The 20,601-nt window shown below is 73.6% G+C and carries 19 protein-coding genes; 9 read left to right on the top strand and 10 right to left on the bottom strand.

Annotation, left to right across the window (positions count from 1 at the left end; all coding sequences use genetic code 11):
• Positions 1-139: 139 nt before the first annotated feature.
• Both ACZ56B_RS20775 and ACZ56B_RS20780 read right to left on the bottom strand, forming a co-directional pair.
• On the bottom strand, positions 140-529 hold the full coding sequence (locus ACZ56B_RS20775) for a hypothetical protein (protein WP_468792293.1): 390 nt from the start codon (positions 527-529) through the stop codon (positions 140-142).
• 68 nt (positions 530-597) lie between these two features.
• A complete protein-coding gene (locus tag ACZ56B_RS20780) occupies positions 598-1,380 on the bottom strand; it encodes a hypothetical protein (RefSeq protein ID WP_468792296.1) in 783 nt (260 codons plus the stop codon).
• A 540-nt stretch (positions 1,381-1,920) separates the two neighbouring features.
• Here ACZ56B_RS20780 and ACZ56B_RS20785 point away from each other — a divergent pair.
• Positions 1,921-2,607: a transglycosylase family protein gene (locus tag ACZ56B_RS20785; RefSeq protein WP_468792299.1), complete on the top strand. Its 687-nt coding sequence runs from the start codon at positions 1,921-1,923 to the stop codon at positions 2,605-2,607.
• Positions 2,608-2,714: 107 nt separating this feature from the next.
• On the opposite strand, the gene ctaD is transcribed toward ACZ56B_RS20785, so the two are convergent.
• Positions 2,715-4,406 (bottom strand): aa3-type cytochrome oxidase subunit I, encoded by a 1,692-nt coding sequence (gene ctaD / locus ACZ56B_RS20790; protein ID WP_468792302.1) that lies wholly within the window; start codon positions 4,404-4,406, stop codon positions 2,715-2,717.
• Positions 4,407-4,828: 422 nt separating this feature from the next.
• Between ctaD and ACZ56B_RS20795 the strand changes: the two genes are divergently transcribed.
• On the top strand, positions 4,829-5,044 hold the full coding sequence (locus tag ACZ56B_RS20795; protein ID WP_468792305.1) for an I78 family peptidase inhibitor: 216 nt from the start codon (positions 4,829-4,831) through the stop codon (positions 5,042-5,044).
• Positions 5,045-5,114: 70 nt separating this feature from the next.
• Here ACZ56B_RS20795 and ACZ56B_RS20800 read toward each other — a convergent pair whose 3' ends face one another.
• Both ACZ56B_RS20800 and ACZ56B_RS20805 read right to left on the bottom strand, forming a co-directional pair.
• Positions 5,115-6,119: a phosphatase PAP2 family protein gene (locus tag ACZ56B_RS20800; protein ID WP_468792308.1), complete on the bottom strand. Its 1,005-nt coding sequence runs from the start codon at positions 6,117-6,119 to the stop codon at positions 5,115-5,117.
• A gap of 247 nt (positions 6,120-6,366) precedes the next feature.
• Positions 6,367-7,644, bottom strand: coding sequence for a hypothetical protein (locus ACZ56B_RS20805; protein ID WP_468792311.1), 1,278 nt, complete (start codon positions 7,642-7,644; stop codon positions 6,367-6,369).
• Between the two features lie 304 nt (positions 7,645-7,948).
• Between ACZ56B_RS20805 and ACZ56B_RS20810 the strand changes: the two genes are divergently transcribed.
• Positions 7,949-9,556 carry an MFS transporter gene (locus ACZ56B_RS20810; RefSeq protein ID WP_468792314.1) on the top strand — a complete coding sequence of 536 codons (1,608 nt, stop codon included), beginning with the start codon at positions 7,949-7,951 and terminating at the stop codon, positions 9,554-9,556.
• A gap of 102 nt (positions 9,557-9,658) precedes the next feature.
• Positions 9,659-10,849 carry an acyl-CoA dehydrogenase family protein gene (locus tag ACZ56B_RS20815; protein WP_468792317.1) on the top strand — a complete coding sequence of 397 codons (1,191 nt, stop codon included), beginning with the start codon at positions 9,659-9,661 and terminating at the stop codon, positions 10,847-10,849.
• 48 nt (positions 10,850-10,897) lie between these two features.
• Here the strand turns inward: ACZ56B_RS20815 and ACZ56B_RS20820 are convergent, their stop codons facing one another.
• The gene (locus ACZ56B_RS20820) at positions 10,898-11,335 is read right to left on the bottom strand and encodes a cell division protein SepF (protein WP_468792320.1); all 438 of its coding nucleotides are present in this window, start codon (positions 11,333-11,335) and stop codon (positions 10,898-10,900) included.
• A gap of 288 nt (positions 11,336-11,623) precedes the next feature.
• Between ACZ56B_RS20820 and ACZ56B_RS20825 the strand changes: the two genes are divergently transcribed.
• The 4 genes from ACZ56B_RS20825 (at position 11,624) to ACZ56B_RS20840 (ending at position 16,980) form a co-directional block, all read left to right on the top strand.
• On the top strand, positions 11,624-12,796 hold the full coding sequence (locus ACZ56B_RS20825; protein ID WP_468792323.1) for a DUF5685 family protein: 1,173 nt from the start codon (positions 11,624-11,626) through the stop codon (positions 12,794-12,796).
• A gap of 353 nt (positions 12,797-13,149) precedes the next feature.
• Entirely contained in the window at positions 13,150-14,055 is a 906-nt protein-coding gene (locus ACZ56B_RS20830) for a S1 family peptidase (protein ID WP_468792326.1), read from the top strand.
• 494 nt (positions 14,056-14,549) lie between these two features.
• Entirely contained in the window at positions 14,550-15,632 is a 1,083-nt protein-coding gene (locus ACZ56B_RS20835; RefSeq protein WP_468792329.1) for a S1 family peptidase, read from the top strand.
• A gap of 346 nt (positions 15,633-15,978) precedes the next feature.
• Entirely contained in the window at positions 15,979-16,980 is a 1,002-nt protein-coding gene (locus ACZ56B_RS20840) for an esterase/lipase family protein (protein ID WP_468792332.1), read from the top strand.
• 71 nt (positions 16,981-17,051) lie between these two features.
• Here the strand turns inward: ACZ56B_RS20840 and ACZ56B_RS20845 are convergent, their stop codons facing one another.
• From ACZ56B_RS20845 to ACZ56B_RS20860, 4 genes are all read right to left on the bottom strand, one after another.
• Positions 17,052-18,101 (bottom strand): lytic polysaccharide monooxygenase auxiliary activity family 9 protein, encoded by a 1,050-nt coding sequence (locus ACZ56B_RS20845; protein WP_468792335.1) that lies wholly within the window; start codon positions 18,099-18,101, stop codon positions 17,052-17,054.
• Positions 18,102-18,324: 223 nt separating this feature from the next.
• Complete coding sequence (locus ACZ56B_RS20850) at positions 18,325-18,462, bottom strand: hypothetical protein (protein ID WP_468792338.1); 138 nt, start codon at positions 18,460-18,462, stop codon at positions 18,325-18,327.
• Between the two features lie 275 nt (positions 18,463-18,737).
• Positions 18,738-19,238: a ribonuclease FAU-1 family protein gene (locus tag ACZ56B_RS20855; protein ID WP_468792342.1), complete on the bottom strand. Its 501-nt coding sequence runs from the start codon at positions 19,236-19,238 to the stop codon at positions 18,738-18,740.
• The gene (locus ACZ56B_RS20860; protein ID WP_468792345.1) at positions 19,219-20,148 is read right to left on the bottom strand and encodes a GNAT family N-acetyltransferase; all 930 of its coding nucleotides are present in this window, start codon (positions 20,146-20,148) and stop codon (positions 19,219-19,221) included. Before ACZ56B_RS20860 ends, ACZ56B_RS20855 begins: the two co-directional genes overlap by 20 nt.
• A 71-nt stretch (positions 20,149-20,219) precedes the next feature.
• On the opposite strand from ACZ56B_RS20860, the gene ACZ56B_RS20865 reads away from it, so the two are divergent.
• Entirely contained in the window at positions 20,220-20,588 is a 369-nt protein-coding gene (locus ACZ56B_RS20865) for a GntR family transcriptional regulator (RefSeq protein ID WP_468792348.1), read from the top strand.
• The last annotated feature ends 13 nt before the right edge of the window (positions 20,589-20,601 follow it).

Consider the following 20,601-nt stretch of genomic DNA (forward strand, 5'->3'; position numbering starts at 1 on the left):
ATCCCGGCCCCCCCCCCCCCCCCCCCCCCCCCCCCCCACCCCCCAACCCCCCCCCCCCCCCCCCCCCCCCCCCCCCCCCCCCCCCCCCCCCCCCCCCCCCCCCCCCCCCCCCCCCCCCCCCCCCCGTCACCGTGCGCGGTCAGGCACCTCTACGCGGGGCCGGCGGCAGCCCGGCCGGCACGTGCCGCATCCCGGCGGCGGAGTGCCGGCCGACCGCCCCGACGCGCTGCCACTGCGGCTGCTGTCCGGTGCCCTGGCGGGTGCTGCCCGCCGCCGCGCCGTACGCACCGCTCCCGGGGGAGGCGCCGGACGACCCGGTACCGCGGGGAATGTTCCCGAAGGCGGTGAAGCCCAGGTCCTCCTCGCCGCTGCGGTCACCCGGCAGCGCGCGGAAGGACTTGACGTACTCGGTGTAGAGGGCGTCGTAGATCGGCGTGGCCGAGAGGCCGCCCCGGGAACCCTGAGCCGGGCGCCCGGAGGCGGGAACCGAGGCGAGGGACTGGCGGCGAGGAACGTCGTATGCGTGCACGTATGTCCAAACGACCCCGTGACGCAAGGGATGCGGCCCCCGTGCGGCTTTTGCCGGTCGCGCGTCGGTCAGATGCCGGCGAGCGGCAGTGTCGCGGCGACCAGCTTCCCGCCGGCCGCCGCCTTGTCCAGCGCGTCGCGCAGCAGGTCCTCGCGCGGCTGGCGGCCGATCGAGCCGACCGGGGCCGCGAACATCAGCACCTGCTGGTGCTTGCCGGCGGCCGCCCGCCAGCCCTCGGTGACCTGGAGCGGCTGGTGCGCCTGCCACCAGGCCACCGGCCGGCCGCCGTTCGGGTTCGGCTGGAGCACGGCGTGCAGCTGCCCCGCGGCGAGCAGCACCGACCAGCCGTGCAGCACCGGCGGCACGGCCGACAGCTCGGTCAGCGGCATGAAGCCCTGCTCGATGAGCAGCGGCAGGAAGTCGTCGCCCGTGCCGAGCGATCCGGGCCGCGCGACCGGTGCGGTCGGTTCCACGACCAGCGCCGGGTGCAGTTCCCCGGCGATCAGGACCAGCCCGCTGGTCACCCCGAGCACGGCCTGCTCGGGCGCGGTCCTCTCCGGTCCCGGAGCGGCGGTGTCGCCGCCGATGGCCCGCACGGCGCCCTGGAGCTGCTCCTCGGTGACCTGGACGACCTGCGAGGGCAGGCAGGTGGCGTGGGCGAAGGCGAGGACGGCGGTCTCGTCCCCGACGAACAGGACGGTGCTGGTGCGTTCCTGCCCCGGGTCGCCCGGGGTGCGGCAGGAGGTGCAGTCGTAACCGCCCGGGGCGGAATCTCCGGCGAGCAGGCGGTCGGCTTCTTCGTCGCCGATCTCGGCGCGTACCTCGTCGCTGACGTCGAGCATGCGCGGCACGGGTGGCTCCCTCGGGATGCGGTGCGTGGCGAGGCCGGGTGGCTCCCGGCCCGTGGTCCGGGCGGCTCCCCGGCTCATGAAGAAGACAACGGCGGATCTGTGGCGGGAGTCACGCCCCGGGACGAACGGAATCGAACCATCCGACGCACACGGTCACGTCCGGCCCGGAACCGGGCACTCACCGTCAACTACCTTCGCAGTCAATGCCGTTGATGGGGTGAAGTGGCTCACAGATCACCGGGTGGACGGGCAGAAAAATCCGGAAATCAGCGAATGAAGTGGGTGTCCGGAAATCGCCGATACCCGGGGTAATGACGAACTGGCCTGGCACGACGATGAGTTGGTTGAACCGGACGCCGCGGGCTCCCTACATTCCTCCGCCGTGTGCACCGAGCACCGCCCGGGTACGTCCGCCGACCGCACCGCAGCACGACCACCGCACGACCCGAAGGCGGACGGGGCGAGCGCGGCTCCCGCGTCCCACGGCGCGCCGAGCGGCGTTCCGCCCCGGGGACCCCGGGTCGTCCGGAAGGGACCTCCATGTCCGCATGTGCCGATAACACCCGCCCCACCGCTCGGAAGACCCGTACGACGGCGGTCCTGGCCGGCGCCGCCCTGCTCGCGCCCCTCGGACTGCTGGCCGCCACCGGCACCGCCACGGCGGCGGACGGCGGGGTGTGGGACCGCATCGCGCAGTGCGAGAGCGGCGGCGACTGGCACATCAACACCGGCAACGGCTACTACGGCGGACTCCAGTTCTCCGCCTCCACCTGGCGCGCCTACGGCGGCACGGCCTACGCGCCGACGGCCGACCGGGCCACCAGGGCCCAGCAGATCGCCGTCGCCGCGAAGGTCCAGCGGGCCCAGGGGTGGGGCGCCTGGCCGACCTGCTCGGCACGCGCGGGGGCGTCCGGGAGCGCGCCCGCCGCGGGCCCGGTGATCGCGGGAGAGACCCCGCCGAAGTCCTCGAAGTCCTCGAAGGCGTCGGGGCCCGCGAACGCGTCGGACGCGGCGAAGCCCTCGAAGCGCTCGGAGGCGCCGGCGCCTCCGGCAGGGCGCGTGGACCGGAGCGCCTCCCGCGGCGACTACACCGTCCGCGCGGGGGACACGCTGAGCGGTATCGCCGCCCGGCACGGCACCACCTGGCAGCACCTCTACGCCGCCAACAGGAGCGCCGTCGGGGCCGATCCCGACCTGATCGTGCCCGGGCTGCGGCTCGACCTCTGAGCCGCCCCCCGCCAGGGACGCGTCCCGTCCGGTCCGGCCGACCGGACGGGGCCCGGGGCGTCCGGGGCGCCACGGGCGCCCGGCGTGCCGCCGCTCCGCCGACGCCGTCAGGACGGCTCGCGCCCGGCTTGCTCGCCCTCCGGCTCGGGCTGGGGCGTCACGGCCGCGTACTCGGGGTGGTTCAGGTCGAACGCCGGCGACTCCGAACGGACCCGGGGCAGCGTGACGAAGTTGTGCCGGGGCGGCGGGCAGGAGGTCGCCCACTCCAGCGAGCGGCCCCAGCCCCAGGGGTCGTCGGCCCCGACCTTCTCGCCGTACCTGGCCGTCTTCCAGACGTTGTAGAGGAACGGCAGCGTCGAGATGCCGAGCAGGAACGCGCCGACGGTCGAGACGGTGTTGAGCGCGGTGAACCCGTCGGCCGCCAGGTAGTCCGCGTACCGGCGGGGCATGCCCTCGGCGCCCAGCCAGTGCTGCACCAGGAACGTGGTGTGGAAGCCGGTGAACAGCGTCCAGAACTGGATCTTGCCGAGCCGTTCGTCGAGCATCCTCCCGGTGAACTTCGGCCACCAGAAGTAGAACCCGGCGAAGGTCGCGAAGACGACGGTGCCGAAGACCACGTAGTGGAAGTGCGCGACGACGAAGTACGTGTCCGTGACGTGGAAGTCCAGCGGCGGCGACGCCAGCAGCACCCCGGTCAGCCCGCCGAACAGGAACGACACCAGGAACCCGGTGGCCCACAGCATCGGCGTCTCGAAGGAGAGCGAGCCCTTGAGCATGGTGCCGGTCCAGTTGAAGAACTTCACCCCCGTCGGCACGGCGATCAGGAAGCTCATGAAGGAGAAGAACGGCAGCAGCACCGCGCCGGTGGCGAACATGTGGTGCGCCCACACCACGACCGACAGTCCGGTGATGGCCATGGTCGCGCCGACCAGCGTCAGGTAACCGAACAGCGGCTTGCGGCTGAAGACCGGGATGATCTCCGTGACGATGCCGAAGAACGGCAGCGCGATGATGTAGACCTCGGGATGCCCGAAGAACCAGAACAGGTGCTGCCACAGGATCGCCCCGCCGTTCGCCGGGGCGAAGACCTGCGAGCCGAACCGCCGGTCCGCCTCCAGCACCAGCAGCGCCGCCGCGAGCACCGGGAAGGCCAGCAGGATCAGGATCGACGTGAACAGCGTGTTCCAGGTGAACAGCGGCATCCGGAACATCGTCATGCCGGGGGCGCGCATCCCGACGATGGTGGTGATGAAGTTGACCGCGCCGAGGATCGTGCCGAACCCGGACAGGGCCAGCCCCATGATCCACAGGTCCGGCCCCAGGCCGGGCGAGTACTGCGCGCTGTTCAGCGGCGCGTAGGCGAACCAGCCGAAGGCCGCCGGGCCCCCGGTCACCAGCAGCGAGCCCAGCACGATCAGGCCGCCGAGCAGGAACAGCCAGTACGAGAACATGTTCAGCCGGGGGAAGGCGACGTCGGGCGCGCCGATCTGCAGCGGCACCAGCTCGTTGGCGAACCCCGCGAAGCTGGGGGTCGCGAACAGCAGCAGCATGATCGTGCCGTGTAGCGTGAACATCTGGTTGAACTGCTGGTTGTCGACGATCTGCAGTCCGGGCCGGGCCAGTTCGGCGCGCATCACCAGGGCCATCGCGCCGGCGATCAGGAAGAACACGAACGACGTGATCAGGTACAGGTGGCCGATCTTCTTGTGGTCGGTGGTGGTCAGCCAGTCGATCACCACCCGCCCGCCCCGCCGCCGACGCGCCGGTCGCGTCGCCGCCCGCACGGTCTGCGTCCCCATCGCTCGCCCCTTCGCTCGTCGCGCACCGGGCCCGCCCGGGCCCGTGCCCCGCCTGCCCCGGGCCCACGCCATGATGCTCGCCCCTGCGCGCGCTCCGACAGAGGGCGTGGCGGATTGTGTGGCGGATCCGAGTGTTTTCTGTGCGCATCGGCTTCCGTGATCGCACACGGCGGTGAAAGCGAAGGGGGTCCCGGGACGCGTTCCCCGGAACTTTCCGCCGGGGTCGATCGCGGTCAGGGCGTGACACGCGGGAATTGCGTTCGAATGCCTGCGAAAGAAGTACGGAACCGCCCGTTCGGGTGACGTACGTCGGCATAAACGTCTGTCGCGCATCTGTGACGAAAGCGTGACCGCGAGAGGACGGGGACCGGCGTTCCCGGGGTGGACTTCCCCGCGCACCGGGCAGGGCATAGCGTGGCCGTATGGCACCCATCCCGACGCCCTCCGCGGAGCCCCACGACAGTCCGGACGCCTACGTCGGCCTCGCCGCCGACCGGGCCGAGCACCTCGCGCGCGAGCGCGGCTGGTCGACGGTGCGGGCGCTGCCCCCGGGGGCGATCATCACCATGGAGTACCGCGCGGGCCGGCTGAACTTCGAGGTGAGGGGCGGCCGGGTGGCGCGCGCCTGGAAGGGCTGAGACACCGCCCGGGCCCCGGTTCCGCGGTGGAACCGGGGCCCGGGGTGTGCGTACCGCGGGGCGCCGTCCGTCAGGAGCGGGCCGCCGGCGTGGTGCCGCGCGGGTGCCGCTCCGCGTGCTGGGGGCGGCGGCTGCCCCCCGGGGTGACCGGGGAGCGCTCCGCGCGGGTCGTGTGCGGGCCGGGCGCCAGGTAGGCGTGCGAACGGGAGGCCGCGCGGCCGGTGGGGACCGGCTCGGGGGCCGCGGTCTCCTCGCGGTCGGTGAGCGGTCCCAGCACGACCGGCGCCGGCCGCACCGCCGCCGGCGCCGTACGTCTGCGGCGCTCCTGCCGGCGGTGGCGCAGGTCGAGGATCCGGGTCTCGACGCGGGCGATCAGCGGCTCGAACCAGGGCAGCGCGAGCAGGATCAGCAGGCCCGCGGCCCAGCCCAGCAGGACATCGCTCAGCCAGTGCGTACCGATGTAGACGGTGGACAGCCCCACGCCGAGCGAGGTCACCGCGGACAGGGCGGACAGCCAGCGGCGGGCTCTCTCGGTGGAGGCCAGGTAGGCCAGGATCCCCCAGGTCACCACGGCGTTCGCGGTGTGGCCGCTGGGAAATATATCGCCGCCGAGCCACATCTCGTTCGAGCCGATCTCGGTCGCGTAGTGCGGCCCGAGCCGCCCCATGCCGTACTTCGCGGCACCGACGGTGACGTTCAGCAGCAGCAGGGAGACGCCGAGGGCGAGCAGCGGGCGCAGCGTGTGCTGCCGCCAGGAACGCCAGCCCAGCCAGGCCGCGACCATCACGGCGGTCGGGCCGCGCTGGCCGAGCACCACGTAGTAGTCGACGAAGGCGTGGAGCTCGGGCCACTGCTGGTAGGGGCGGAAGAACATCACCCGCCAGTCCAGCCGGACCAGCCAGGAGGTGATCACCACGGCCCACACGATCGCCAGGTAGAAGGCCAGGGTGGCGCCGAAGAGCACCGTCCGGTGCCGGCTCATGCGCGGCACGCCGACGTGAGCCGGTCGTTCCGGCTCCCGGTCCAGCCTCGAGAACACCCGGTCCAGACGGGTGGGCTTCCGTTTGGTACGCACCCAATCGACGTTACAGCGAGTGAGTGGGGATCCCTGCCGAATCAGCGGCTCCGTGATGACGATGTGATGTGGCATTCCTCTCAGGCGCGCGTTTATCTCCAGCGAATCTGCAATTCCCCGGCTGCTGCGGCCTTCAATTCCTTTGATCATTCGGAGGAGGATTTTATTGTGCTTTCGAATTCGTTCACCGGGGGCTGGCGCGGAATTTTCCCGGTGCTCATCGGCCGTCCGGGCGGAGCGGGGCGGGTCAGGGCGGGCCGGATCCGTTCAGCCAGAGGGCGCCGTACACCGCCGAAGCCGCCGCGGCCACCCCGACGACCAGCGCCGACCTGCGGGTGCGCAGCCGGGCCAGGGCCAGGGCGAGGGGCAGCAGCAGGGGGAAGGCGGGCAGCAGCAGACGCGGCTTGGAGCCGAAGTAGCTCGACGCGCACAGGGCGAGCGCGACGACGGTCCCGGCGTACACCAGCAGCGGCAGCGGCTGCCGCTGCCGTACGCAGACCACGTACAGCCACACCACCAGACCGACCCCGAGCGTCAGTCCGAGCCCCGCCGGGACGGACGGGAGCGACGTGAACTTCCCGGCGACGAAGCGGGCGAAGGCGTACCCCCCGTCGAACCCGTTCCGCCATCCGGCCTGTACGTCGAGATACCCCAGCGGCCCGTTTCCGGTCCGGTGCCCCACCCACAGAACGTAACCGGCGGCGCCGAGGGGGGCGAGGAGCAGGCCGAGGGCCCGGCGGGGGAGGAGCCCGGGGACGGCGCCCGCGCCGGTGACCGGGGCGCTCGCCGGGGGGTGCGCGCCGTCCGGTGCCGTGGCGCGCCGGCGTTCCGGGCCGCCGGGGGCGCTCGATCCGGTGCGCGCGCCGTGCGGCACGGGCGCGCTGCGGTCCCGCACGAACGAGGCGGCCCCCGCCGCCCAGACCGCCGCGACCACCGCCAGTCCCACCGGCCGGGTCAGCCCGGCCAGGCCCGCCAGGACACCCGCCGTCACCCAGCGGCCCGTCAGCACGGCGTACAGCGACCACGCGGCGAGCGCGGTGAACAGGGACTCGCTGTACGCCATCGACTGCACGATCCCGACCGGAAGCACCGCCCACAGCAGCACCGCGCACACCCCGGCCCGGGGCCCGTACACGTGGTCGGTCACCGCGAAGACCCCCCAGGCCGCGGCGAGCGAGGCGGACAGGGCGACGACGAAGCCCCCGTCGGCGTACGACAGCGGGGACACCGCCGCCACGAGCCGTTCCAGCCAGGGGAGCAGGGGGAAGAACGCCAGATCGGAGTGCACGTCGCCGTTCGGCAGCCGTACCTCGTAGCCGTAACCGGACTCGGCCACCCTCGCGTACCAGAGCGCGTCCCAGCGGGCGGTCAGCAGGGTGTACGCGTCCTTGCCGCGCGCCTGGCTCCACACGGCCAGGACGACCAGGCCCAGGGCGCGCACAGCCGCGTACCCGAGGAGCGCCGGGGCGGCCCGGCGCAGCGCTCCGCGGCGGGCCGCCCCGGCGCGCGTGTCGAGATCGGTCACGGGCCCGATTATCGACCGGGCCCCGCACCGGGCCGCCCGGCGGACGGTGCGCACCCCGGAGGAACCCCGCAGGAACCCCGGAGGAACCTCGGGGGAACCCGGAAGGAAGTGGTGCACGCCACACCGGTCGGCCGCACGGGTGAGAGGCCCGCCACTCGATCCCGGCACGCACTCGCGTACGCTGACGTGTCACTCGCCGTCCGTCCCGCGCGCCGGAGACCACCGCTCCGCTCCGGCCGGTCCCGGGGGAGTCCCCACCCCCGCGAGCCCACCGACGACGAGGGAACATCTGGGAGGTACGCACATGTCCGGGACGACCACGGCCTCCGCCGAGCCGCGCGGTCGGGCGGCCGGGACCGGGGCCCACCGCTGGCTGGTGCTCGTCGTCCTCTGCGTCAGTCTGCTGCTGGTCGCCGTCGACGCCACCGTGCTGCACGTGGCGGTCCCCGCCGTCACCGAGGACCTCAGGCCCGGCGCGGTGGAGCTGCTCTGGATCGTCGACTCCTACCCGCTGGTCTGCGCCTCGCTGCTGATCCTGTTCGGCACCCTGGGCGACCGGGTCGGCCGCAGACGCGTGCTCCTGCTCGGCTACGCCCTGTTCGGCGTCGCCTCCGGCATGGCGGCCCTCGCGGACAGCCCCCAGGTGCTGATCGCGGCGCGGGCGCTGCTCGGTGCCGGCGGCGCGATGATCATGCCCGCGACGCTGTCCATCCTGCGCCAGGTCTTCCCGGACCGGCGCGAACGGGCGCTGGCCATCGGCATCTGGAGCGCGGTCGCCGCGGTGGGCGCGGCGGTCGGACCGCTGCTCGGCGGATTCCTGCTGGAGCACTTCTGGTGGGGCTCGGTCTTCCTCATCAACATTCCGCTGATGCTGGTCAGCCTGCCGGTGGGGCGGATGCTGCTGCCGGAGTCGAAGGGCGACGGCGACGGCCCCTGGGACGTGGCCGGCGCGCTGCTGGCCGCCGCCGGACTGTTCGCGGCGGTCCTCGGGGTGAAGCGGCTCGGCGGCGGAACCGTCACCGGCGCGGGGACCGTGCTGCCGCTGCTCGCGGGCGCGGCGCTGCTGTGCGTCTTCGTCCGCCGGCAGCGCCGCCGGGCGCACCCCCTGGTCGACCTGCGGATGTTCGCGCGGCCGGCGTTCAGCACGTCGGTGGGGTGCATCGTGCTGGCGATGCTCGCCCTGGTGGGGCTGGAGCTCATCGCCGCGCAGTACCTCCAGCTCGTGCTGGGGCTCTCCCCGCTCGAGACCGGGCTGCGCCTGCTGCCGCTGACCGTCGCGGCGATGGCGGCGGGCCTGGCGGGCGCGCGCCTGCTGCGCCGGTTCGGCCCGCGCCGCATGGTCTGCTCCGGCTTCTGCCTGACGGCCGCCGCGGTGGTGTCCCTGACCGCGATGGGCGGCGAGGACAACGCCCCGCTGCTGTTCGCGGGCTTCGTCCTGCTCGGCCTCGGCCTGGAGACCACCCTGTTCGGGGCCTACGAGTCGATGCTCAGCGAGGCGCCGCCGCAGCAGGCCGGCGGGGCGGCGGCGATCGGCGAGACCTCGTACCAGCTGGGCGCCGGCATCGGGATCGCGCTCCTGGGCAGCGTGATGAACGCGGCCTACGGGCCCGGCACCGCCGGCGTGCCCGGGGTGCCCGCGGCGGCGTCCTCGGCGGCCTCGCACTCGCTGGGCGAGGCGTACGAGGTGGCCGACCGGCTCGGCGGACCCGCCGGGGCCGCCCTGCGCCAGGCGGCGCGCCACGCCTTCGTGCACGGGCTGCACGTGACCCTGCTGGTGAGCGCGGGCCTGCTGCTGGTCGGCGCCGCGATGGCGCTCCGGCTGCCGCGGGCGATGCAGAGCGAGACGGCCGCCGTGGGGGTGCCCGCACCCCGGGAGGCCGCGGAGTCCCGCGCCTGCGGGCTGAAGGTGTGAGCCGTGCCCGCCGGGCCGGGGTGGACGCGCGGGGGAGCGCGTCGTAACGTCGGCCCGAGCCGTGATCAGCAGCGCCAGGCGGCGCGTCCCGGAGGGTGCCCCATGTCCGCGTCCGCGAAGTTGCCCCCCTTCGACCCGGCCGACCCCCTCGGCCTCGACGACCTCCTCCAGCCGGAGGACCTGGCCGTCCGGGACACCGTGCGCGCCTGGGCCGCCGACCGCGTGCTGCCGTACGTCGCCGACTGGTACGAGAAGGGCGAGCTGCCGGGCATCCGGGAACTCGCCCGGGAGCTCGGCGGGATCGGCGCGCTCGGCATGTCCCTGGACGGCTACGGCTGCGCGGGCGCGAGCGCCGTCCAGTACGGGCTCGCCTGTCTGGAGCTGGAGGCGGCCGACTCCGGGATCCGGTCGCTGGTCTCCGTGCAGGGGTCCCTCGCGATGTACGCCATCCACCGGTTCGGCAGCGAGGAGCAGAAGCGGCGGTGGCTGCCGCGGATGGCCGCCGGCGAGGTCATCGGCTGCTTCGGCCTCACCGAGCCCGACCACGGCTCCGACCCCGCCTCGATGCGCGCGTACGCCAAGCGCGACGGCGGGGACTGGGTGCTCACCGGGCGCAAGACGTGGATCACCAACGGCTCCGTGGCCGGGGTCGCCGTCGTGTGGGCGCGGACCGACGACGGCATCCGCGGGTTCGTGGTGCCGACCGACAGCGCGGGGTTCTCGGCGCCCGAGATCAGGCACAAGTGGTCGCTGCGCGCCTCCGTCACCAGCGAGCTGGTCCTCGACGACGTGCGGCTGCCCGCCGACGCCGTCCTGCCCGAGGCGACCGGGCTCAAGGGGCCGCTCAGCTGTCTCTCGCACGCCCGGTACGGGATCGTCTGGGGCGCCATGGGCGCCGCGCGGAGCTGCTTCGAGGCGGCGGTCGACTACGCGAAGTCGCGGGAGCAGTTCGGGCGGCCCATCGGCGGGTTCCAGCTGACGCAGGCCAAACTCGCCGACATGGCGGTCGAACTGCACAAGGGGATCCTGCTCGCCCACCACCTGGGGCGGCGCATGGACGCCGGCCGCCTGCGTCCCGAGCAGGTCAGCTTCGGCAAGCTCAACAACGTGCGGGAGGCCATCGACATCTGCCGTACGGCCCGCACCGTCCTCGGTGCCAACGGGATCTCGCTCGAGTACCCGGTGATGCGGCACGCGACCAACCTGGAATCGGTGCTCACGTACGAGGGCACCGTCGAGATGCACCAGCTCGTGCTGGGCAAGGCGCTCACCGGGATCGACGCGTTCCGGTAGGCCGGGACGACCGGGACCCCCACGGGGAGGCCGGTGAGCGGCCCCGCCTCAGCTCTGGTTGAAGAAGCCGTCCGACCGGTGCGCGGCCGGCTCCCCGCTGATGACCTCGGTGTCGGACGGGCTCAGCAGGAACACCCGGCTGGACACCCGCTCGATGGAACCGCGCAGGCCGAAGATCAGGCCCGCCGCGAAGTCGACGACGCGCTTGGCGTCGGCGGCGTCCATGGCGGTGAGGTTCATGATGACCGGAACCCCGTCCCGGAAGAGCTCGCCGACGGCGCGGGCGTCCCGGAAGCCGTCCGGGGTGACCGTGGCGATGCGGCGTCCCCTCTCCTCGGCGACGTCCGAGGCCACCTTGACCCGCGGATCGGTGACCCAGGCGTCCCCGGGCTCGGTCCCGTCGGAGTAGTCGTCGTCGTAGTAGCGCTCGTCTTCGTTGTCGTCGACGAGGCCGAGCCAGGCACTCGCCTTGCGTACCGATCCCATGGACGCCTCCTCTCACAGCAGTCTTTCTTGCTTTCCGCATCCCTATGGTTGTCCATGATGCGGAGGACGCGCCAAGTGGATAGACGCCGAGCGGGGGGTTTGTGACGGTACTGGTGCACGGCTGATCCGTCGAGAGTCCGTGTTTCCCAAGGGTCTTGGTGTAAACGGATGCTGACTGTGAGTGAAATATGATTCTTCGCCGCGTACGGGTGACGGGTGGCGCGTACGGGTGAACGCGGCCGATACGATGCGCCTGCTCAAGGTCGCACAACCGTACGGGGGGACGTTGTGTTCGGAATGGTCAGGCCGTGCAGGCACCGGCTCGGTGAGAAGCTCACGGCCCAGTGGACGGCGCACCTGTGCGGGCTGTGCCTCGCGTTGCGCGGGGACCACGGGCAGTTCGCGCGTCTGGTCACCAACTACGACGGGCTGCTCGTCTCCGTCCTGACGGAGGCTCAGGCCGGTCGCGCCGGCGCCGGGCGGCGCACCGCCGGGCCGTGCCCGCTGCGCGGGATGCGCACCGCCTCCGTCGCGCACGGCGAGGGCGCCCGGCTCGCGGCGGCCGTCTCGCTGGTGCTCGCCTCCGCCAAGCTGCGCGACCACGTCGCCGACGGGGACGGACTGCTGGCGCGCGGGCCGGTGGCGCTCGCCGCGCGCCGGGTCGCCGCCGGCTGGGACCGGGCCGGGGCGCGCAGCGGCGCGGACGTCGGGTTCGACACCGCCGTCCTCGTCGACGCCGTGGACCGGCAGAGCGGCATCGAGGCCCTCGCCGGACCCGGCACCCCCCTCCTCGCCGTCACCGAACCGACCGAAACCGCGACCGCGGCGGCCTTCGCGCACACCGCGGTGCTCGCCGGCCGGCCGCACAACGCCGCGCCGCTCGCCGAGGCGGGCCGCCTCTTCGGACGCCTCGCGCATCTCCTGGACGCCGTCGAGGACAGGGAGGCCGACGCCGCGTCGGGCGCCTGGAACCCCCTCTCCGCCACCGGCACCCCGCTCACGGAGGCCCGCCGGCTCGCCGACGACGCGGTGCACGGCATCCGGCTCGCGCTGCGCGAGGTGGAGTTCGCCGACGGGGGCCTCGCGCACCGGCTGCTCGTCCATGAACTGCCCAACTCCGTCCGTCGTGCCTTCGGTACCGTCTCCTGTGCCCACGGTCCCGGCCCCTACGCACCTCCCGGCGCTCCCGGCACTCCCGGTGCTCCCGGCGCCCCCCTGCCTCCCGGGCCGCCGCGCCGCGACCGGCGCGGGCTGCTCGCGGGCTGCGCCGTGTGGCTGGGACTGGCCTGCACCTGCCAGTTGTGCTGCGGCAGTTACGAGGACCCCTGGTCGCGGGAGCGCAAGGAGGGTCTGTGCAGTCACTGCGGCGACTGCTGCGAGTGCTGCGACTGCTGCGGCAAGTGCTGCAACTGCGGCTGCTGCAACGAGGACGGCGACTGCGGCTGCGGCTGCGACTGCTGAGCGGCCGCCGCGCCCGGGCGGGCCGCCGCGAGGTGTCCGCGAGAGGCGCGCGGGGTGTGCGCGAGGTATCCGGAGGGTCGAATTCCGGACATGCGCGGGACCTCCGAAGCAGACTTCGGTGCAGATACCGGTGGCTATCCGGCCCCACGTCACGGGCCAAATCTCCACAGGTGGTTCAAAGGTCGACGGCCGAAAGGCACCCTTGCGCCGAACGGTCGGTCGGCCGAATACTCACCCACAGCGCTTGTCAGGGGCACGACGTGTTCGGAATCCGGACGCCGGGCCCCCTGACTGCGCCTCACGGGCCCACAACCCCACGAGGGCCCCCTACTTCCTTTGTGGAGGAACGAGAAGTGAGGATCAAGCGCACCACCCCCCGGAGCGGCATCTCGAGACGGACCCGGCTGATCGCCGTCTCCACCGGACTCGTGGCCGCCGCCGCGATCGCGATCCCCAGCGCGAGCGCGGCCGAGACCCCCGCCACCTTCAGCTCCGCCGAGCTCAAGAGCGTCAGCGGCTCGGTGCTGAAGGCCGACATCCCGGGCACCGCCTGGGCCGTCGACAGCAAGACCAACCGGGTGCTCGTCACCGTCGACAGCACGGTGTCCCAGGCCGAGATCAACAAGATCAAGCAGCAGGCCGGGGACAACGCCGACGCGATCACCGTCAAGCGCACCCCGGGCACGTTCAGCAAGCTCATCCAGGGTGGCGACGCCATCTACTCGAGCACCGGCCGCTGCTCCCTCGGCTTCAACGTCCGTGCCAGCAACGGGACCGAGTACTTCCTGACCGCCGGCCACTGCACCCAGGGCTCCAGCACCTGGTACGGCAACTCCAGCCGCACCACGGTGCTCGGCACGACCGCCGGCACCAGCTTCCCGGGCAACGACTACGGCATCGTGCGCTACACCGGTTCCGTCGCCCGGCCCGGCACCGCGAACGGCGTGGACATCACCCGCGCGGCCACCCCGAGCGTGGGCACCACCGTCATCCGCGACGGCTCCACCACGGGTACGCACAGCGGCCGGGTCACCGCGCTCAACGCGACCGTGAACTACGGCGGTGGCGACATCGTCTCCGGTCTCATCCAGACCACGGTCTGCGCCGAGCCCGGCGACTCCGGCGGCTCGCTCTACGGCAGCAACGGTGTCGCGTACGGTCTGACCTCCGGCGGCAGCGGCAACTGCCGGACCGGTGGCACGACCTTCTTCCAGCCGGTCACGGAGGCCCTGAGCGCCTACGGCGTCAGCCTCTACTAGGACCCGGCCGCCGGGGCCGGCCCGCGCCACCGGCCCCCGTGTCCCGCGCCTGCAGCCGGCAGCAGGACGAGCCCCCGCACGCAACCGTCGTGCGGGGGCTCGCCCGTGCCCGGCGACCGGTGGCGGAGCCCGCGCCGGCACCGGCGCGGGAGCGTTCCCCGGCCCGCCGCGTCCCGTGCGGATCCGGCCCCGGAGGGCGGATTCGAGCCACGATCGGAACGTGTGGACCGTACCGCCGGTTACCCGTTCGTAGCGTTTGCAGTGCGAACCGCCCCACGCGTCCATGACCTGTCAGGACATAGAGGGCGCACGTCCGTTGTCGTGCGCGCGTCCTGAAGTCGACCTTGTGTGCTCCCCGCCGGGTTCGGAAGAGTGGGCGCCGTTCAGCCGGCCCGGGTGCGGCTCTTCTCGTGCATCGCCCCCCTGGCCTTACACCTTCCGGTTCGTGAGGTCCCCACAACCTCCCGGACCGTCCCCCCACAGGAGGACGTGAGTTGAAGCACCGACGCATACCCGGGCGACGGGCAGCCGTGGCGGGTGCGGGTGTCGCCGCACTGGTCGCCGCCGGAGTCACCTTCCAGACTGCGAACGCCAGTGAGATCCCGGACGCCTCCGGGCCGCGGACCCTCTCGGTCGCGGCGGCCGGAAAACTCGCCTCGACGCTCGCCGAGGACCTCGGCGCCGACGCGGCGGGCACGTACTACGACGCGAAGAGCGGGAGCCTCGTGGTGAACGTGCTCGACGAGGCCGCCGCCGAGACCGTCGAGTCGGCCGGCGCCGAGGCGAGAGTCGTGGCGCACTCCCTCGCCGAGCTGGAGGGCGCACGCACCGCCCTCGAGCGGGACGCCGCCATCCCGGGCACCTCCTGGGTGACCGACCCGACCGCCAACAAGGTCGTCGTCACCGCGGACCGCACCGTCTCCGCGGCCGAGTGGGCCACCCTGGAGAAGGTCGTCGGCGAACTCGGCTCCACCGCCGGACTCCGGCGCACCGCAGGTGAGTTCAAACCCTTCATCGCGGGTGGTGACGCCATCGCCGGAGGCGGCGGGCGCTGCTCGCTCGGCTTCAACGTGACCAAGGGCGGCGAGCCGCACTTCCTCACCGCCGGGCACTGCACCGAGGGCGTCTCCACCTGGTCGGACTCCTCGGGCGCCGTGATCGGCGAGAACGCGGCGTCCAGCTTCCCGGGCGACGACTACGGCCTGGTCAAGTACACCGCCGACGTGGCCCACCCGAGCGAGGTCAACCTCTACGACGGCTCCACGCAGGCGATCTCCGGCGCCGCCGAGGCCACCGTCGGCATGCGGGTCACCCGCAGCGGCTCCACGACCCAGGTGCACTCCGGCACGGTCACCGGTCTGGACGCCACCGTGAACTACGGCAACGGCGACATCGTCAACGGCCTGATCCAGACCGACGTCTGCGCCGAACCCGGCGACAGCGGCGGCGCGCTCTTCTCGGGCAGCAGCGCGGTCGGCCTCACCTCCGGTGGCAGCGGCGACTGCACCTCGGGCGGCACGACCTTCTTCCAGTCGGTGACGGAGGCCCTCTCGGCGACCGGCACGCGGATCGGCTGAACCGCACGCACCGCGCGAAGTCCCGCCCCGGCACGTGAGGGGCGGGACTTCCGCACGTCCGGCCGCGACGCCCGCGCCCGGTGACGGACGCGCCCGGGGGGCGGAGGCGCGCGGGCCGCGGAAGGCGCTGCCGCGCACCGCACCCGAGGGGCCGGCCCATACCGCTCGGTGACGCGTTATCAGGTCGAGGCGAGCCGCAGCCGGTCGACGGGGGAATCTTTTACCGACCCGTAACTTCCCAGTTTCCCTACCCGTCCGTAACTTGACGAGTGAACAGCATCCTCGTGATCCGGATCACCGGGAGCAAGGCCCCCCACCTCCCCACGACCCGCAAGGAGATCACCCGATGCTGCCCTGGAAGCGAGTGATCAGACCGCTGGCCGCCCTCCTGCTGGCCGCCGCGGCCGTCGCCGGCCCCACCGCCACCGGCGCCCACGCCGCCGCGCCCGATCGGGGCTGGAACGACTACTCCTGCAGGCCCTCCGCCGCCCACCCCCGCCCCGTCGTCCTGGTGCACGGCACCTTCGGCAACTCGATCGACAACTGGCTGGGGCTCGCGCCCTACCTCGAGCACCGCGGCTACTGCGTCTTCTCCCTCGACTACGGGCAGCTGCCCGGTGTCCCCTTCTTCCACGGCCTCGGTCCCCTCGAGAAGTCCGCGGAGCAACTCGCCGCCTTCGTCGACGAGGTGCTCGCCGCGACCACCGCCGCCGAGGTCGACGTCGTCGGCCACTCGCAGGGCGGCCTGATGCCCCGCCACTACCTCAAGTTCCTCGGCGGGGCGGACGAGGTGAACGCCCTCGTCGGGATCGCGCCCAGCAACCACGGCACCACGCTCGGCGGCCTCACCCGCCTGCTGCCGTACTTCCCGGGCGCGGGGGGGGGGGGGGGGGGGGGGGAAACCCCCCCCCCCCCCCCAGGCGGTCGTGCTCGTCTTTTCCCCCCCCCTCACCAAAAGAAAGGAAAAACTCCCCACTACCTCTCCCCCACCCCCTGGCTTCCGGGTCCGCGGGGGGCGCCCCCCCCCCAAACCCCCCCCCCCCCCCCCCCCCCCCACCCCCCCCCCGGTTCCGGCTTCCTCACCCGGCTCAACGAGGGCGGCGACACCGTGCCCGGCGTCCGCTACACCGTCATCGCCACGCGGTACGACCAGGTGGTGACCCCGTACCGCAGCCAGTACCTGAACGGGCCGGGCGTGCGCAACGTCCTGCTCCAGGACCTGTGCCCGCTCGACCTGTCCGAGCACGTGGCCGTCGGGGTGATCGACCGGATCGCCTTCCACGAGGTGGCCAACGCCCTCGATCCGGCCCGTGCCAAGCCCACCACCTGCGCCTCCGCGTTCAGCTGACACGTGTAGGCGACGGCGGACACAGCGGGGTCCCGTCCGGCCTGAGCCGCCGGACGGGACCCCGAGCCGGTTCAGCGGCCGTGCCGGCCGCCCGCCGCGCGCCGCCGGTTGGTGGCGAACAGCGCCGCCGAGCCCAGCGCCAGCGCCGCGGCCCCGCCGACCATCAGGTACGGGGTGTTGCCGTCACCGCCGGTCTCCGCGAGGTTCTCCGGGGCGCCGGCCGCCTTGGGCTGGTTGGGCCGCTCGGCGGTGCCGCCGTCGAGGGCCCCCGGGTCGGCGCCTTCACGTTCCGCGACGGGTGCCGCCGAGGTGTCGGGGTCGTCGTCACCGTGCCCGTGGTTCTCGATGGTCGACTTCTCCGCCGCCTCCTCGAGCTGCGCCTCGGACGGGGCGGTGGCGGTCGGCACCGGTGCGGCCGCCTGCGCGGGCGTGTCGGCGCCGGTCGCGTCCGAGCCGCCGGCCCCGCCCGCCCCGGTGGTCCCGCCCGTTCCGCCGAACGTGACGTCCGAGCAGGAGTAGAACGCCTCCGGGCTGTCCGAGCGCTGCCAGATCGCGTACAGCAGCTGCGTGCCGGAGCGCTCGGGGAGGGTGCCGGTGAAGGTGTAGAAACCGTCCACCGGAGCCGGGTCGACGGCCTTCGCCACCGGGTTCGCCAGGTCCAGGTCGCTCCAGGCCAGCGGCTTGGACGGGTCGTAACCGGGCTTGGTGATGTACACCTCGAAGGTGCCCTTGTGCGGTGCGGTCACCCGGTACCTGAAGGTGCGCGGCCCGCTGTTCACGCTCGTCGCCGGCCAGTCCGCGCGGGCCAGGTCCAGCCCCTTGAACTGCTCGTTGTTCGCGCTGCACAGCTTGCCGTCGGGGATGAGCTCCCGGTGGCGGCCGCCCGCGTCACCGATGCGGATGCCGTTCCAGTCGTAGAGGGCCTGGGTGCCGCCGATCTCGACCGCCGCCCTGCACGCCGCCGACTTCGGGCTCTCCGGGCCCTCGGCGTGGCACTGCGAGACCCGGCTGACCGGGTCGCCCATCGAACCGTGCGCGGACGCGGGTGCGGCGGACAGCCCGGTGAGGGCGAGCGGGACGAGACCGGCGACGGCGACGGCGGCCTTGTGACGTGCGGGCATGGGACAGCAACTCCTCGGCGACGATCACTGGACTCGGGGGGTGAATCCCGTGGGGGTGACTCAGAAGCTAGCCCCGGGAAACCGCGTGATCGCCCGTCCGAGGCCGTGGAGGGGGATCCTTATGGTCGCGTTAAGGGAGCGCTCAGGCTGGGATCAGGTCCGTGCCGCCCGCGGCGGGGCGGCACGGACCGCGGGACCTCCCGGCCCGGGGCGTCCGGCCGGCTCAGCCGTCGGGCCACCAGGTCCGGGCGATGTCCCCGCGCACCTCCGGACGCCCGGCGGGGCGCTCGTCGGCCTCTTCACGGATCCGACGGGCGTCGTCCTTCTTCCTCGGGGGCTTCCGCACGGTCACACGGCGCATGACTGCCTCCTTCGGGGCCACCGGGTTCCGTGTTCTCACGGAGGCGGACCTTTCGGGGGAGAGTTCCTCATCGGTCCCGGTCTGTCTGTGGCCGCTGTCACGAATCGATGACCAGTGGCAGGCGTCACCCGCGGACCCCGGGCGACGGTGGTGGCCGGACGGGCGCGGAGGGCGCCGGCCGGGAGGCGCAGGAGCGGCCGTCCCGGGAGCCGGCGCCGCGGGGCCGGGAGGCGGACGGCGGGCGGTACGCGGTGCCGGCTCCCGGGACGGCCGCCTCAGTCGAGCAGCGGGCCGAGGCCGTCCCCGCGCGCCAGGGCCTCCAGCGCGTCGAGCGCGGCCACGGCGGCGGCCGCCGCCCGCGGATCCGTCTTCGCCAGGCCGCTCCGCGCGAACTCGTCCTCGTCCAGCCGCCGCACGTCCGTGCCGTCCGCGCCGACCCACAGGTCCAGGTCGAGGTCCTCGACGACCAGCCGGGTGCCGGAGAGCCGGGCCGGGCGGGTGATGTCGCAGTAGTGGCCCTTGAGGGTGCCGTCGGCGGCGCGGACCTCCTTCACGGAGTACCACCGGTCGCGCCAGTAGTACTCGGTGAAGACGTCACCGGGTTCGAAGCGCACGAAGCCGAAGTCGCGCACGCCGTCGCCCGCCCACGGGGCGCGCACGGTGACGCGGGTGCCGTCGTCGGCGAGCAGCTCGGCGGGGTAGCGGATCTTCTCGCGGCCCGCCTTGACGAGGACGACGTCCAGGACGGCCGGGCGGTCAGCCGAGCTCGCGGACATACCGCACCTCCGTCGCGCAGATCTCGTAGCCGAACCACCGGTTGACGGCGATCATCGGCCCGTTGCCGGTGTCGTTGCCGGTGAACGCCTCCGTGCACCCGGCCGCGCGGGCGCGGTGCAGGGAGGCGTTCTTGGCGAGCTTGGCCAGCCCCCGGCCGCGGTGGGCGCGGGCGGTGCCGGTCATGGCGGTGCCGTACCGGGTGGAGCCGTCGGTGTGGGCCGCGGTGAAGGCGGCGGGGCGGCCGTCGGCCACGGCGACCGTGGTCAGGCCGAGGTCGAGCAGGGGGTGCTTCCAGGTCTGCTCGAGCCACGCCTCGTAGTCGGTGAGCTCGGTGCCGATGTCACCCGGTTCGTCCGAGGACGTCTCCGCGTCGAGGGCGAACAGCGGGCGCGGGTCGTCGGCGAAGTCGGCACCGGTGCGCAGCTCGACGCCGGGCGGCGGGTCCTGGAGCGGCGGGAGGGCGCCGTCCGCCAGGTCCAGGCGGAGGAAGTGGGCCGAGCGGCCGGCGCGGTAGCCGTGCCGTTCGGCGAAGGCCCGGTTGTGCGGCTCGTCCAGGACCCAGCTGTGGACCTTGCGGGCCCCGAGGCGGGCCAGGCGCTCCTCGGCGGCGCGCAGCAGGAGCGACCCGGCGCCGCGCCGGGTCCTGTCCGGGCGGACGTAGATGTTGGCGGAGCCCAGGCCCGGTTGCGGGCTGTCGTGGGCGAGGCCGCCCTGGGCCGTGCCGACGATCTCGCCGTCCTCCTCGGCGACGAGCTGCCCGAAGCGGGCGTCCGGGTGGGAGTGCGTCAGGTCGTGCAGCACGGATTCGGGGGTGGACAGCATGAAGGGGAGGGCGAGGCGGCGGACGCGGGAGAACCCCTCGGCGTCGGCTCGGACGTCCGGCCGCAGGGCGCGCACGATCATGGTCATGGAGGCGCACGCTACGCGGGAGGGCGCCCGGCGCGCCTCCGGTTTTCCGCCGGGTGCGGGACAATCGGGCCGTGACCTTGAGGATCCATATCGACGACGGCGCGCCGCCGTACGAGCAGGTGCGGGCGCAGATCTCCGAGCAGGCCCGGTCGGGAGCGCTGCCGGTGGGGTACCGGCTGCCGACGGTGCGGGGGCTGGCCGCGACCCTCGGCCTCGCCGCGAACACGGTGGCCAAGGCCTACCGGGCGCTGGAGGCCGACGGGGTGATCGAGACCCGGGGCCGCAACGGCACGGTGGTCGCCGCCGCCGGCTCGGCGGCCCGGCGGGAGGCGGCGTCGGCGGCCCAGGGGTACGCGGAGCGGGCGCGGCGGCTCGGGCTGACCGAGGACGAGGCGCTGGCCGCCGTACGGGACGCCCTGCGGGCGGCTTACGGGCAGTAGCCGGGACCGGGGG

The organism is Streptomyces sp. NPDC034670 (genome assembly GCF_055574875.1).